We start from the raw sequence: 14,078 nt of genomic DNA, 5'->3' as shown, positions 1-14,078 counted from the left end.
TTTATAATTCTCATAACGTTCCTCATTCTTTCCTGCTATCCATATTACCTTAACACCTCCATTACAATTATTCATGTCGTAAGCATGGTATATTTAACGCTCGCTTCTTTTTTTTACCCTGTGATACTTCATTTCTGGATATCAATTTGAACCGACCATTTTCCATTTGATATTGTTCCTTTATATAAATCTGAGGCGCCTGATCTTTAAACTTTATAGTTACAAGATGACCATCTTTGCTGTCCTCATACCACCTATATATAACACAACTATCAATGCTTATTGTGTAATCCTGGCGGATGACAAAATCAGAAAAACGCACGATATCTTCATAAGCAAAAAAGCTACTAAGCAATAAAGCATCCACCAGGTTTCCTTTTGCATCATAACTATTTATTTGTACATTAAGCAATAACGTATCAGACTCTCCAATTTTATTATAAATTATCAATTTGTAAGTATTACCATCATGTTCAAAGTACCCTAATTCATAATAATGGACACCATCACCAATATACGGAGAAAGAAAATTCTCACCTTTTACCGGCACCTTAATTTCCTGTTGATTAAATAAGTTAGTTTTCTCTTTATATTCACTTGGTAATTTTAACTCCATTATATTATCATCGGAATTAATATCTTTATAATAACAAGCCAATTGTGCAAACTGCGTAGAATCAACAGGTAGAAGCAACGCCTTACTCTTTTGATTATTACAACCAACACTTGTTAAAATAATGCCAAACAATATGGCCGAACGCAGTAAACATAAAGAAAAAGTTAATCTATAACTATTCATAGTCGGCAGTAATATTGGGTTATATGTAGAAAACTATATAATAAAATATTGTCATCATGCATTATTGTATTTTTCAATTAAAAAACTCATGATATGATTGCTAAATAAGCGTCAATTATTAAGATGTGCAGATGACGGTGTTGATACCAATTTTTAGCGTTTTTGCTGTATCGCGCACGTCAGCACCATCAAAGGCCATATCAACAATGTGTTCTTTGACGCCGGGCGTACGGGCTTCACAGGTATAAGACAACTGGAAAACGCGTCTACATGACCGGCAACGAAAGCTCTCGTGCCGGGAAGAACTATGACCATGACGATAAATTTCATCTGAATGACAACAGTAACCATAGAAAACCTAAAATAACAGTACATTACCATAAACTCTATCGATTGAAGGCATTACCCCTGCATCCTCCACAAAACGTTGCCCCAGAGGATGGAGTCGTTTACAAAACACCACATTATTCACACTTTATTCTTTCTGTACTATTTAAAGAACTTCCAAACTCATAAAAATCGTTCATATTAGTGATATAATCATGATAATTATCATCATTTAATTCACGTTCCTTCTGCATAACCAACGAAAACAATTCGCTGTCAGACTTAACATCATAGCAACCATGAACTGACATCACAGATAACAAATATATAATTGTCATTTTTTCAAAAGAACTATTTGTGGTTGAAAGTTTGTCTCTCAATAGAGGAATAGCCTTCGATCCCATAGGGGCAATACCATCAGCCATCCATAATGGATATGGTCTTTTAGCACGTGTACCATAATAATAAAAATCATACCTTTTATCTAAAGGCAATCCCTTCATATACACCAAAACATCCTGGATAGAGTGCCCGTTGAGGATACTCCTGACATATTCAGGAATGGAAGACTGGCAAGCTGTTATCGCCGCAACGAATGATATGACCATAATTATAGAGAAAAATTTTTTTGACATAAATTATCACCTGCATCAGTTATTTTTTTCATATCAGATTTTATTTTATTCCCTGTCGCATAGGCATCCTTTTCAAAACCAATATTTCAAAGTCAGAAAAAATGCACGGCACGATAAGATCATTAGCTGGTATCTGACAATCAATCACTATCAATAAATTTGCGTCATCACCGGATTCTACATATTTAAATAAATACCATCATGGTGTCTCAAAATTCCTCCAAGCCAGAGCATGTTCCTTAGATTTTACTCCCAACAACCCCTCTATTTCCCCCCATAAATATTGATTGGCGTCTGTCGATGTAACTATTGCCTCAACAAGACCTGTTGCTATGGCAGTGGCTAATTCATCATTATCTGAAGTTATTCCATCTTCAATATATTTAAACAATAACTCTTTTTTAACACAATCAAGTTCAGAAAATATCGCTACCAAAGACTTACCAATCTGCGAAAATAGCATAATCAACGGTGACTCATCAGGAATCCAATACTCATTAACGGACCCAATTGTTTCTGATATAGAGTCCGAAAAAGAACTAAATTTATCCACATAGTCAGCAATCATTTTATCCATTACTCTCCCCTTAAAGCTCGCTGTAAATCTTTCAATATATTCTCTGCCGCCGACCTTCTCACCAGTAGACAATTCATAAAGCACAGCATCCGCAGTGCTTCTGCAAATAGTCCCATTTTAGTTCAATGCATTTTTTGAGATCCCGGCCAGATTGACCCTGGTTGAGTTGTATCCATTTCTTGTTTGGACCAACATCCCCCCCCCCAATGCTCTACTTTTCCATCAGAATATGGTCACAGTGGCAAAGGTGGAGTTTTCTCTCCGGCTCATGGTGTGACTCCAGTTGCCCCGTCATCTGCTCCGGCGTCAGCCCGTCCCTCTTGACTAAAATTTACACAACTCATTGATAATAAAAAATATTTACATCATCGCTAATTCTTTAATTTTTTCAGTTCTTGTAGCTTGTTTTGAGCACCTATATCACCATTTTTTGAAGCCAATCCCATCCAATAAATAGCTTTGTCCAAATCATAATACTTTGAAAAGGCTGGATTTGTATTGGATAAATAAATACCATAATTATATTGAGCTATGATATTTCCTTGAGATGCAGATATCTCCAAATACCTTAATTGTTCGTCAATGTTATTTATGGTGAAGCAATAATATTGATATAATCGAAATGATGCTTCCGAGTCTCCATCTTTCGATTTGTTTTCAAGCTCGAATTTTTGCCCATCCGTTAGATTATAGATGGTGGAAGTGGATTCCGACCTCCATTTATTACCGTCTCTAGACTTAGCCATTTTGCCACCAAATGTGTAAAATGATACTATTAACATTATAAATATAATAACAAATCGCATTTATTTCCTCATCATATAAATTTATTTTATATCTCCTGCTTTCTGAAGCGTTCCAGTGGTCGTTGATACGGGTTTAATCCCTCCATAAACCCTATCGGATCCTGCGTAATATATCTTCCCTGCCCCGGATTATAGTAACGGTGCCGATTATAATACAGCCCCCGATTCCTCATCATATTGCTGCCTCGGCAGCCGTATCAGTTGTTCCAGGTGATCCGGATTTTCCTGGCCCAATTGGTTTTCCCATTCATCATACTCCCCGCGCCACGCCACCGTATTGTCCGGGGTAATCAGCGCCCCCGCTAAACCCTGGACGATTTTCCCGCCCTTCATAGTCATGTCGTTCTGGCGCGCCGCTAGTTTTCCGCTCATCACTCAATTCCTTTTATTATTTAATTTGATGTGAGGAATAAGGTATGTACGTATTTATCACTTGTGATACTCCTCGTTTTTTATCATTTTCCCCACCAAAAAAAACCATTGAACATATCCACCAAATAAAAACCACCCCCATATTGCCACTGTCAAAACATATTCACTGTGAATGGTTGTAAAAATAAAACCAAAAGACAATAAAAATAAAAACAAAACAATAGCAAATATTATTCCTGTCGGAAATGATATTATTACCATCCCATACATCATAATACTATTCAGTTCACTTATATCGTAATTTGAATCTAACTGAGAAAGTCTAAGTAAAGAAACACATAATATAGAGATTGACATTATTATCCAGATCATTTTTATACTTCTAATAAAGTGTTTCATTATAACACTCCAGTTAAAATAAATCTCATAAGCCGTCCTGCATTATTCCCGGAACATTTCATCTGACATGTTTTTAAAGTATCATTAGACCAATCCTGACAATTATTGACCAATCCAAATTTCATCGGGAACATCCAGTCGGGTAATACGGTATAAAAAGGCCTTGCTCCTTTAAGTTTTTCTTTTAGGTAGCTTTCAATACAATCATTATCTGGTTCGACCGATTCGCACCGGATAGCACCTTCTCTCGTATCGTTGCTCGCTTTTCCTGGTCCTAACATTCCATCAGTTGGCCATTCTCCTCGTTGATCCTGACTACCACAAACATATCCATTTTCCCCGTCAGGAACACAAAGATATTGATGATATAAAGGATTACCCCATATATCAGGGCCACTTGTTTTACCCGTACCTCCTAGTGAATGCAATGGTTTAGTACATTTTAGTGTTTCCAATCCTAATGGATCTATATCTGTGACCGGCTTCAGCGGATATTTATAAAGGTTTCATCCCCCGGCTAATCCGATAGGATCCTGCGTGATATATATTCCCTATCCCGGATTGTAATAACGATTCCGGTTGTAATACAGCCCCGACTCCTCATCGTATTGCTGCTCCGGCAGCCGTATCACCTGCTCCAGGTGCTCAGGGTTTTCCTCACCCGACAGGTTTTCCCATTCATTAAATGCTACTAACTTATACAATACTTCTATTAACGCCGATTAACATCTGCGATAGTCTCTAATAACCACGATAATATAGGTGGTTTTTACCTACTGGTCACGATGCATGCCTCTACTGGCTCTCCTCGTTTGCTGCGTTTTTTCATCACGTAACTTTTCGATAAGGGCATCGACATCACGATCAAAGTGTGATGACTTTTTTATATATCGAATGATATCTTCCGATAAAAATTGGTCGGGATCAATAAGTGCCAACCTAACTAATTTCATCAATTCATCTTTAGATGGTTTCTTCTTTAACCACCAATGAAACGCGCCATTCCGATCATGATCCGAACTATCCTCATGACCAACCTCATATCCATTAAGTTGTTTTAAAAACAATAAATCAGGATACATATCAAGGTCTAACCACTCCATTGGAAAAGACATTAATGTTATAAACTCTATTTTGTTCATAAACCACCTTATTAAACAGGATCCGCACCAGTATATTTAATTTCTCCACCTAACCTTTCGAATATCTCACACATCGACACATCCCCACGCAAACACCCTTCTCGAGCAGCCCCCATTGATATATATTGTAATAGTAAAAGGTCAGCACTCAATAACTTACCAAATTTAAAAATCATCTTCTGCCTGGCAGTTAGAATTTTCTTACTTGCATCAGATAGTTTTCTACAAAATGAGCTTTGTTCCTTTGTCATTTTAGTTGAATCTGCTTCAGAAAGAGGTTTCCATGTATCGGTACTTACACGAGGACCATCATTTTTCGCTAAGTGAATATGATCTGGAGCATGGTCAGGCCGAAAATCTGTGGCCTCCAGGCCAGGGTTCGCATGTACCGAAGTAGGACCATTAGCCCCAGGGATACCTTGTCCAAGGTTAACCAGCCCCAAAGGGTCACTTCTGCTAATCGGATTTAGTGGATACTGGTACAGGTTCCATCCTCCCATCAGCCCAATCGGATCCTGCTTGATGTACCTTCCCTGTTCCGGATTGTAATAACGGTGCCGGTTATAATACAGCCCCGACTCCTCATCGTATTGCTGCCCCGGCAGCCGTATCACCTGCTCCAGGTACGCCGGATTTTCCTCACCCGACAGGTTCCCTATTCACCATATTTCCGCACGTCGACAAAGTTATCTTAAATCTCAGATCAGTCATGCCTATAGATTGTGTACCATGCGAAACATCGAGCCAACCTATCTGGAATATATGGAACATGATCTTTTACCCATTTTTCTATATTTTTTTCCTCTGATATCTCAGCCGCACCACTCCATATTGTGATAAAATCATCCTTAAACTCATCTCCAGAATAAAAAACAAACGCCTCATCGGCACCATATGTTTCTATATAGACGATTGAACTATTTTGCTCTTTAAAAAATTCGAGTATATTTAATCGTTCTGTTTTTAGTTGCCTTTTGATATTATTTTGCAAAGAATCTCTTTGTGTAGCACTCAATTTATCAGACATATTAGTACATGGTGTTTTTGCAAATGAAAAACCACAAGCCAGGCAAAATACTAACGTACATTTAAGTATATTTATTCTTATCCATCTCATTATCTCACATCCCCAAATTTCATATTCACCCGATTTTATTATTTCAAAAAAGCTCTTGACATTTTCCCTTCTTATTCTGCAATCATCTTCATTCATCGCCACATCCAAACGCAGTGCAATTTATTTTCCACATCCCAATGACTTCTCATCGCATTAGCAAATTTTTCTGCTGTTAAATCCGCTGAACTTATATAATATCTCACCCAACATTTCCGGTTCTTTCTTTCCGCTATGTTTCTCTGAACGAAAAGATACCGTCACACATAGTTTTTTAACCCTTCCATTCAAATGTAAAAGAAATTAGCTCATCCGGAACATCACTGACAATATGAGTCACATGTTATTTAACATTCAATGAGAAATATATCTCTTTGTAATCTTTAAATAAGGGTGAATCCCCTACGCCCATAAAAATGAACATTATGTTTGTTGGTGGTAATGCCACCTCTGCCTGAAAGCACTGTTCTATCAGGGAAAGATCATAACAACCATAACTCAAACATTAATTTATGAATTTAGTAATAACGCAACATTGATCTGTAAAATCCAGCACTGACTTGTATTTAAAAAGTTGTATTTAACGTGATAAATATACGACTCCTGGTTATTTTATTCTTTATCCCGGTGTGTACAAAAATATACTTTCATACTCTCGTCATGATGCTGAAGGTTAAATTTAATTCATTTTAAAAGGCTAAAACCAGGATGAAGATCTACCTCGTCACCAAATCAACTTGCCACCACCACCTATATAACTCCGGCCTGGATATGGAAGTATAAACATGTCATCACATTTTTCCCTGGAACACCCCCAGTATATCGTTTCCTTACCATCGGACCATTCTGCCGTGGCAGCAGCATTAATAGAAAAATGCCAATTTTTCTTATTATAAATCAACTCACCCGTTATTTCACAAGGAAACCAGAGCCAAAATCCAGTCATGGTATCACTCATTTCCTTATATTTATCACTTAACGAAAATATTTTTTCTATCTGACTTGCATTTAAAACCCATTTATTGCATAAGTTTCTATCCCCAGACTCTTTATTATAAGGACTCATATAATGGGACTGATTTATTTTTAATATCTTCATATCAGCAAAACAATAACTCACAGAGGATAAAAATAGAATCACAAAAATAATCACATTATTCGCTTTCATATTAACACCCTATCCAGGTCGAACGCATACCTTTGTCGTTTAGTCGAGCGACGGCGGGCATATAATTTTCCTCATTATATATTGATGTGATTTCGTATCATTGCAATTATAATATTAAAGTTATCTTACTCAGTTTAGTAAAAAAAGGCAGAACATGTTTGACGTCAATATTATTCAACACTTCTATGAAGAAGTACAAATTCAAAATAACAGTTTGCACTTGCTTTTTGATTAAATAATGAGAAACTTTTACCTGACTTGTTCTTTGCCTAATTACTACAAATCCGTGAGTTTGTACTCGATTTTACATTATTGTCGATAGTCAGGAATTATTCATATACAATTCAGTAAATTTGACAAATTCGTTTCAGAATGACCTTGCTTTTATGTAAACTTCATTCATCTTTCAAATCGTCTCATATAATGTTTTCATGCAAATTTTCTTGTTATACACATTGAAAACATATAACAAAAATATGTTCACGACATATCCAATTAATATTTCATACCATCATCAATTTCATCATCATAATTTATGAAATATAGAATTATTTTAGTGTAATACGTTTGAGTGGCAACCACTTACCAGGCTGAGAATATGAAAACATTTTTCCTTTTATATAATATGCTTTTCCTTTATTGCTTATCTCAAATTGCGGTGATGGATATGGACATGCATTTTCCTCGTCGCCGTTATAGTATAATGCCAAAACACCAGAATTGATTTTTAAAGAGTAGTCACCAATGCATGTTATCCCCGCATGCCAGGTTGTCATGGATAAAGAAGCACGATTATTTTTACTATCTATCTTTAAATTATATTGTAAAAAAACCTGACTCCCATCATTTAACTGCTCGCCAAGTTCCTCGACTCTAAAGTTACCATCCCATTGAGTTTGAGTAATTGCAAAAGAATTTGCGCACCATAAGCAAGGAAAAATAAATAGATATTTTATAAAATCGCTCATACCACTAACCCCTGATTTAATATGTAGAAGGTATCAATTCAGTATTCAGCATTGTCACACTATACACAAAATCACTCAAGTTGCATCAAGGCGGCAATGATTTGCTATTGCGCAATGCGTAAAAAACATCAAGAAAAATATATTTTCATAATAAAATATACTAATAAGTAGATTAAATGGATTCCATCTTATCAATACGTAATTAACATTTTCTGTTCAACCTCAACCTAATTTCCTCTTAGTACTGAGTATGTCTGCGATCATTAATTGCATCTCTGATGATATCTCGTAAAAAAATAACGCTACCGCCATACCCTGGTTTACAAACCTGCACCCCCTAAGATTACTCTCTTATCTACATTAAGAATATCATTGTGTTTTTTTTCGGAATATATAAAGATTCCCCATAGTGGATACATAACGTGAGCCAAATTAGTCAAAGACGGGATCACTGACGCTATAATAAGTCAAATGACCTTTTGTATTTTCTTTAATGCATGTTGCCGAGGTGATTTCACCTTTATTTTTTAGTGAATTAGTTTCATATTCAGGAAATGCTTTATTTAAATTCTGAATATTGAGGGGGTGCCATAACATCCTGATAGCAGAAAGATATAAATAAGCAGCTATTTACCCTGATTAAACATATATGCCTCACGCACTACAATCTTCCGTGACCAAATCCAGCAGCGTTAAACTCCACCCTTTGCCCAAGCCATGAAGTTCGCTCAGATGAAAAATCAAACCATCACCCCATTTTTTCGGCACTGCCACCACTCGCTCTGATTGCAGCTCAAGCCGCCTAGCGTTTGCTATACGGGTATCCGACGCCTGATCCCCACTATCCGCTCCATTCACCATGCTAAACGTCAGCAGCGCATTATTAGTACCGGTATAGCTGACAAAAAAACCGGCGTGATCCCATCCCTTTTCACAAACGTACTCAGCCTCCGTGTGGTGATCAAATTCGTTATCCACAGGAATATGCTCTGAAAACCAACCTACCTGCCCTAACAGGTAGTTAAAGTCAGGTATCGGTTTATTAATATCAAATTTTTTCATCCACTTATAATCAAACCCAGCCCCAATTCGGTACAGCACATACATCCCGACTTTTTTATCAATCAGGGCATTAATTTTCGCGTTGTCTCGCTGCTGAAAAGCGATAATCACCTGTCTTGCCGTCTCTTCAAACGACGGAGCGGCACAAACGGGATGCGCGACCATTCCCAGCAGACTCAACGCGATGGCCGTGCGGCTCATTTTCATCATTGGCTCTCCATTAACATCCGGTGTTCTATTAGCGCCAATATACTCTCGCAATATTTACTCGGCCTGTCCGTAAGCGTACAATGCCCGCCCTTAAAGTGAGGACTCTCCTCAAGCCGCCTCATCAGGTGAGGCGGATCTGACCTGTCATCAGAACGAGAAAATGATGTTTAAACCAGAACTTCTTTCGCCGGCGGGAACGCTGAAAAATATGCGTTACGCTTTCGCTTACGGTGCCGATGCCGTCTATGCGGGCCAACCGCGCTACTCTTTACGCGTGCGTAATAACGAATTCAATCACGAAAATTTGCAGCTTGGCATCAACGAAGCCCACGCGCTCGGAAAAAAATTCTACGTGGTGGTGAACATCGCCCCGCATAACGCCAAGCTCAAAACCTTTATCCGTGACCTGAAACCCGTCGTCGAGATGGGCCCGGATGCGCTGATCATGTCCGATCCAGGGTTGATTATGCTGGTACGCGAGCACTTCCCGGCAATGCCGATTCACCTGTCGGTACAGGCTAATGCCGTAAACTGGGCGACGGTAAAATTCTGGCAGCAGATGGGGCTGACCCGTGTGATTCTCTCCCGCGAGCTGTCACTGGAAGAGATTGAGGAAATTCGCCAGCAGGTGCCGGATATGGAAATAGAAATTTTCGTCCACGGCGCGCTATGCATGGCCTATTCCGGCCGCTGCCTGCTTTCCGGCTACATCAATAAACGCGATCCGAACCAGGGCACCTGCACCAATGCCTGCCGTTGGGAATATAACGTGCAGGAAGGAAAAGAAGACGTTGTCGGCAACATCGTGCATAAGCACGAACCGATTCCGGTACAGAACGTTGAGCCGACGCTCGGTATCGGCGCGCCGACGGATAAAGTGTTTATGATAGAAGAGGCCCAAAGACCGGGCGAATACATGACCGCGTTCGAAGACGAGCATGGCACCTATATCATGAACTCAAAAGATTTACGCGCTATCGCCCACGTGGAGCGCCTGACGAAAATGGGCGTCCACTCGCTGAAAATCGAAGGCCGCACCAAATCCTTTTATTACTGCGCCCGTACCGCGCAGGTCTACCGTAAGGCCATCGACGACGCCGCCGCGGGTAAACCCTTCGACCCTACGCTGCTGGAAACGCTGGAAGGTCTGGCTCATCGCGGCTATACCGAAGGTTTCCTGCGTCGCCATACGCACGACGATTACCAGAATTACGAGTACGGGTACTCCGTTTCCGAACGCCAGCAATTTGTCGGCGAGTTCACCGGCGAGCGTAAAGGCCAACTGGCGGCCGTGGCGGTGAAAAATAAATTCTCCGTTGGCGATAGTCTGGAGCTGATGACACCGCAGGGAAATATCAATTTCACCCTGGAACAGATGGAGAACGCCAAAGGCGACGCTATGCCGGTGGCACCTGGCGATGGCTATACCGTCTGGATGCCCGTCCCGCAGGACGTTACGCTGGATTACGCACTATTGATGCGTAATTTCTCAGGCGAATCAACGCGTAACCCCCATGCTAAGTAGTTAATTGCGGTTATTTTTTCATGGCGGGAAGATTCTTAGAAATTGATCACATACCGCTTCGCTCAATGCGGGTATTATTCAACGCGCTGAAAAACATAACCCATAAATGCTAGCTGTACCAGGAACCACCTCCTTGGCCTGCGTAATCTCCCTTACGCAGGCTTATTTTTTGCGTATAATCCATAAAAAAGTGGTACTTCCCGCCATATCCAAAATTGACCACACTAACCAAAGCGCAAATGGGCGCTTAGGTTTAGAGACCTCCCCTATCCATTGCCAGCCAGCAAGTCACAATCCTCCCCGCATCCGGTCGGACTCAGGACTTAGCATTCTGACGTTTACGTTTAACATCAGTGAATTAAATCAATAACTGCTTTGTGAGAACTTACACAAAAAGTTTCCAGATTATTAAATTAAGGTTAAAAACTGATAATTTAAGCGTGCAAAGGTATGGCACGTTTTAATGCCGCTTTTACAAGGATTAAAATAATGTTTCCCGGATTAGAGGTTTGATTTCATGTCAAAGTAATACTCAAACCATCGCACCTACGCTCAGTCCACCTTCATCAGGCCATGTAAGTTTTGCTGGGATTGATTATCCTCTATTGCCACCAGATCACCAAATCCCCTTCCCACCGTCACGTATAATCAGTATCCAGAGTTATTCCTTTATCCTGTAAAATGTGATACAGATTCTCCATTGATCTAATAACTACCTCAATTTCACATTCAAGTTTCTCTACAGAACTTTCATTGAGTGAGAAGTTGAGAGCCAGTAATAATGATTGTGAGTTATTATCATAACACAAATGTGGTCCATTATTCTCTGCAAACCATAAATTAGCATTGAGAAATTCAAAAGCAAGATTATTATTATCCGGAGGTCTTCCGCAAAAACCGTATATCATTATATACTCACTGTTAGTGCTTGTTAGTAAGATACGGTAACGGTTATCTATAATAAATGAGCATAATCTGTTTTCGTCAAAGACAATTGAATCGGTATTTAATTTTAGTGAAAACTGTCTTAATAAGCGATCGGCTCTTGAATACATAACACCCCATACTCTATCTAAAGCGTTCCTATATAAGTCATAAGCCTCTGGTCTGGACGCTTAACACCCCGTGTCATCGTCGGAATTCGTCTTTTCCCTATGACTTGCTGTGTTTGCTCATTTATGGCCAGGCTGGCCGGGTTCTGATGCCATTTGCGCTAAGGTATAGTCCGGCGCATATTCCCATCATACCAATTCCCCCCATGCCAAACGATGCGCCTAAAACCGTCAGGGCGGTAGTATATGCAGTACCACTACTGACACTGGCGACAGCCCCTGAGCATACCCCACTGAAAACACCTGTAAACAATGCCGTGGTTCCCAGGCACATTAAACATCTGGGTTTATTGCCGTAAGCGTTAAAATCAACGATTTCAGCTACCGGTTTTTCGTCATTACCCCGTTCAGAAGGAGGGAGCAATGGCGTTTGCGCATTCACGCCTGAAGTGACATTCATATAAACCTCTTCATGCACATGCCTGTTTATGTTTATGAGAAAAGCGATACATCAGGCAACGGTACGACTATAGGACACCGCGCTAAGCCATCATCTAAATAGGTTTTATTTGATATATAGTAGCGTGCTTCTAATAGTGCGCCGTGTTTCTGCTAAAGAGTCTAAAGAACATTTCGATTTTATGCTATTAAAAAGTATGTTTGGTAATAAATATCAGGTTTTTATCTGATATTATGAAGTTTGAAATTAATACTGATAACTGACGTATGTTCGTCTTGTTAATTCTCCGTTTCGTTATTAAAGGCGCTATATCGGAAAGCGTCTGACTACCCCTTGTGGTTTCCTTGCACTCTTACAAGCGATACTCAATGCGCATACCGGCATCTCTCTTGTCGCCATTTGCCTTAAACCATGCTTCGCTTACCGCTGCGTACAGTAGGAAGAAAAACGGTAAAGCAATAAGTGCGCAACATTTCAATTTTCATCCTGTTCTGACCTCGCTTTTTCATTTCTGCTATACACTTTCTGGAGATTGTTGTTCAACCTATTAAGGCATAACGGATGGCTAACTTTCCCGCCAGCTTACTGATCCTCAATGGCAAAAGCGCTGATAACCAGCCGCTACGTGAGGCCATTACTCTACTTCGCGACGAAGGCATACAGATTCACGTTCGGGTAACCTGGGAAAAAGGCGACGCGCAGCGTTACGTTGATGAAGCCCGTAGACTGGGCGTTGAAACGGTGATTGCCGGCGGCGGAGACGGTACCATTAATGAAGTGTCGACCGCGCTCATCCAGATCCGCGACGGCGTAGCCCCTGCACTGGGCCTTTTGCCGCTCGGCACTGCCAACGATTTTGCCACCAGCGCCGGTATTCCTGAAGCGCTGGACAAAGCGCTGAAACTGGCGATTGCCGGAAACGCGATGGAAATTGATATGGCCAGGGTCAATGATAAAACCTGTTTTATCAATATGGCGACGGGCGGTTTTGGCACCCGCATTACCACCGAAACGCCGGAAAAACTTAAAGCCGCGTTGGGCGGCGTCTCCTATCTTATTCACGGTCTGATGAGAATGGATACGCTGACCCCTGACCGCTGCGAAATACGTGGCGAAAACTTTCACTGGCAGGGAGATGCGCTGGTGATCGGCATCGGCAACGGTCGTCAGGCCGGCGGCGGGCAGCAATTATGTCCCACCGCGCTGATTAACGACGGACTGTTACAGCTACGGATTTTTACCGGCGAAGAACTGCTGCCGGCGCTGTTTTCCACACTCACGCAGTCAGATGACAATCCGAATATTATTGACGGCGCCTCGGCGTGGTTTGATATTCATGCGCCGCATGAAATCACGTTTAATCTGGATGGCGAACCACTCAGCGGACAAGAATTTCATATTGAGGTGCTGCCTGGCGCATTACGCTGTCGACTGCCACCAGACTGCCCGTTGCTACGTTAAT

Annotated in this window: 14 protein-coding genes and 6 pseudogenes; 3 read left to right on the top strand and 17 right to left on the bottom strand. The window is 40.5% G+C overall.

The window, feature by feature from the left end; all coding sequences use genetic code 11:
• Positions 1-67 precede the first annotated feature (67 nt).
• From J4617_RS00585 to J4617_RS00520, 15 genes and pseudogenes are all read right to left on the bottom strand, one after another.
• A complete protein-coding gene (locus J4617_RS00585) occupies positions 68-799 on the bottom strand; it encodes a hypothetical protein (RefSeq protein ID WP_170908845.1) in 732 nt (243 codons plus the stop codon).
• Positions 800-929: 130 nt separating this feature from the next.
• Positions 930-1,124 (bottom strand): annotated as a pseudogene (locus tag J4617_RS00580) (IS1-like element transposase); the annotation flags it as partial.
• A gap of 139 nt (positions 1,125-1,263) precedes the next feature.
• A complete protein-coding gene (locus J4617_RS00575; protein WP_022544658.1) occupies positions 1,264-1,761 on the bottom strand; it encodes a hypothetical protein in 498 nt (165 codons plus the stop codon).
• A 199-nt stretch (positions 1,762-1,960) separates the two neighbouring features.
• Complete coding sequence (locus J4617_RS00570) at positions 1,961-2,338, bottom strand: hypothetical protein (RefSeq protein WP_017466227.1); 378 nt, start codon at positions 2,336-2,338, stop codon at positions 1,961-1,963.
• A gap of 371 nt (positions 2,339-2,709) precedes the next feature.
• The gene (locus J4617_RS00565; RefSeq protein WP_045900535.1) at positions 2,710-3,084 is read right to left on the bottom strand and encodes a sel1 repeat family protein; all 375 of its coding nucleotides are present in this window, start codon (positions 3,082-3,084) and stop codon (positions 2,710-2,712) included.
• Between the two features lie 149 nt (positions 3,085-3,233).
• A pseudogene (locus J4617_RS00560) lies at positions 3,234-3,456 on the bottom strand (RHS repeat-associated core domain-containing protein); the annotation flags it as partial.
• Between the two features lie 117 nt (positions 3,457-3,573).
• Positions 3,574-3,915, bottom strand: coding sequence for a hypothetical protein (locus tag J4617_RS00555; RefSeq protein WP_022544660.1), 342 nt, complete (start codon positions 3,913-3,915; stop codon positions 3,574-3,576).
• Positions 3,915-4,370: a hypothetical protein gene (locus tag J4617_RS00550; protein WP_223227885.1), complete on the bottom strand. Its 456-nt coding sequence runs from the start codon at positions 4,368-4,370 to the stop codon at positions 3,915-3,917. Before J4617_RS00550 ends, J4617_RS00555 begins: the two co-directional genes overlap by 1 nt.
• Before the next feature lie 54 nt (positions 4,371-4,424).
• Positions 4,425-4,601 (bottom strand): annotated as a pseudogene (locus J4617_RS22860) (RHS repeat-associated core domain-containing protein); the annotation flags it as partial.
• An 87-nt stretch (positions 4,602-4,688) separates the two neighbouring features.
• A complete protein-coding gene (locus J4617_RS00545) occupies positions 4,689-5,057 on the bottom strand; it encodes a hypothetical protein (protein ID WP_017466204.1) in 369 nt (122 codons plus the stop codon).
• An 11-nt stretch (positions 5,058-5,068) separates the two neighbouring features.
• Positions 5,069-5,713: pseudogene (locus tag J4617_RS22855) on the bottom strand (RHS repeat-associated core domain-containing protein); the annotation flags it as partial.
• Between the two features lie 521 nt (positions 5,714-6,234).
• A pseudogene (locus tag J4617_RS00535) lies at positions 6,235-6,505 on the bottom strand (ISAs1 family transposase); the annotation flags it as partial.
• A 390-nt stretch (positions 6,506-6,895) separates the two neighbouring features.
• The gene (locus tag J4617_RS00530; RefSeq protein WP_000646716.1) at positions 6,896-7,339 is read right to left on the bottom strand and encodes a hypothetical protein; all 444 of its coding nucleotides are present in this window, start codon (positions 7,337-7,339) and stop codon (positions 6,896-6,898) included.
• 548 nt (positions 7,340-7,887) lie between these two features.
• Positions 7,888-8,307 (bottom strand): hypothetical protein, encoded by a 420-nt coding sequence (locus J4617_RS00525; RefSeq protein ID WP_001279045.1) that lies wholly within the window; start codon positions 8,305-8,307, stop codon positions 7,888-7,890.
• Between the two features lie 654 nt (positions 8,308-8,961).
• Positions 8,962-9,579: a hypothetical protein gene (locus J4617_RS00520; RefSeq protein ID WP_000977164.1), complete on the bottom strand. Its 618-nt coding sequence runs from the start codon at positions 9,577-9,579 to the stop codon at positions 8,962-8,964.
• A 163-nt stretch (positions 9,580-9,742) separates the two neighbouring features.
• Between J4617_RS00520 and yegQ the strand changes: the two genes are divergently transcribed.
• Both yegQ and J4617_RS00510 read left to right on the top strand, forming a co-directional pair.
• Complete coding sequence (gene yegQ / locus J4617_RS00515; RefSeq protein ID WP_001517981.1) at positions 9,743-11,104, top strand: tRNA 5-hydroxyuridine modification protein YegQ; 1,362 nt, start codon at positions 9,743-9,745, stop codon at positions 11,102-11,104.
• Positions 11,105-11,554: 450 nt separating this feature from the next.
• Positions 11,555-11,757: pseudogene (locus J4617_RS00510) on the top strand (hypothetical protein); the annotation flags it as partial.
• Here J4617_RS00510 and J4617_RS00505 read toward each other — a convergent pair.
• A complete protein-coding gene (locus tag J4617_RS00505; RefSeq protein ID WP_001540404.1) occupies positions 11,743-12,159 on the bottom strand; it encodes a CesT family type III secretion system chaperone in 417 nt (138 codons plus the stop codon). The pseudogene J4617_RS00510 and the gene J4617_RS00505 sit on opposite strands and share 15 nt — an antisense overlap.
• A 121-nt stretch (positions 12,160-12,280) precedes the next feature.
• A complete protein-coding gene (gene steD / locus J4617_RS00500; protein ID WP_001533113.1) occupies positions 12,281-12,616 on the bottom strand; it encodes a type III secretion system effector SteD in 336 nt (111 codons plus the stop codon).
• Between the two features lie 561 nt (positions 12,617-13,177).
• On the opposite strand from steD, the gene yegS reads away from it, so the two are divergent.
• On the top strand, positions 13,178-14,077 hold the full coding sequence (gene yegS / locus J4617_RS00495) for a lipid kinase YegS (protein WP_001273393.1): 900 nt from the start codon (positions 13,178-13,180) through the stop codon (positions 14,075-14,077).
• Position 14,078 lies beyond the last annotated feature (1 nt).

Origin of the sequence: Salmonella sp. 32010601201800023SM (assembly GCF_017572235.1) — a bacterium.
GTDB lineage: Bacteria > Pseudomonadota > Gammaproteobacteria > Enterobacterales > Enterobacteriaceae > Salmonella > Salmonella enterica.
The sequence above is the reverse complement of the archived record's forward strand: the minus strand, read 5'-3'. Positions and strand labels throughout refer to the sequence as shown.

Excerpts from the sequence above, each read along its gene's own strand:
- J4617_RS00505 (WP_001540404.1), bottom strand. The coding sequence starts at position 12,159 with ATGTATTCAAGAGCCGATCGCTTATTAAGACAGTTTTCACTAAAATTA.
- J4617_RS00525 (WP_001279045.1), bottom strand. The coding sequence starts at position 8,307 with ATGAGCGATTTTATAAAATATCTATTTATTTTTCCTTGCTTATGGTGC.
- J4617_RS00545 (WP_017466204.1), bottom strand. The coding sequence starts at position 5,057 with ATGAACAAAATAGAGTTTATAACATTAATGTCTTTTCCAATGGAGTGG.
- yegQ (WP_001517981.1), top strand. The coding sequence starts at position 9,743 with ATGTTTAAACCAGAACTTCTTTCGCCGGCGGGAACGCTGAAAAATATG.
- J4617_RS00570 (WP_017466227.1), bottom strand. The coding sequence starts at position 2,338 with ATGGATAAAATGATTGCTGACTATGTGGATAAATTTAGTTCTTTTTCG.
- J4617_RS00530 (WP_000646716.1), bottom strand. The coding sequence starts at position 7,339 with ATGAAAGCGAATAATGTGATTATTTTTGTGATTCTATTTTTATCCTCT.
- steD (WP_001533113.1), bottom strand. The coding sequence starts at position 12,616 with ATGAATGTCACTTCAGGCGTGAATGCGCAAACGCCATTGCTCCCTCCT.
- yegS (WP_001273393.1), top strand. The coding sequence starts at position 13,178 with ATGGCTAACTTTCCCGCCAGCTTACTGATCCTCAATGGCAAAAGCGCT.
- J4617_RS00520 (WP_000977164.1), bottom strand. The coding sequence starts at position 9,579 with ATGATGAAAATGAGCCGCACGGCCATCGCGTTGAGTCTGCTGGGAATG.
- J4617_RS00565 (WP_045900535.1), bottom strand. The coding sequence starts at position 3,084 with ATGGCTAAGTCTAGAGACGGTAATAAATGGAGGTCGGAATCCACTTCC.
- J4617_RS00575 (WP_022544658.1), bottom strand. The coding sequence starts at position 1,761 with ATGTCAAAAAAATTTTTCTCTATAATTATGGTCATATCATTCGTTGCG.
- J4617_RS00555 (WP_022544660.1), bottom strand. The coding sequence starts at position 3,915 with ATGAAACACTTTATTAGAAGTATAAAAATGATCTGGATAATAATGTCA.
- J4617_RS00585 (WP_170908845.1), bottom strand. The coding sequence starts at position 799 with ATGAATAGTTATAGATTAACTTTTTCTTTATGTTTACTGCGTTCGGCC.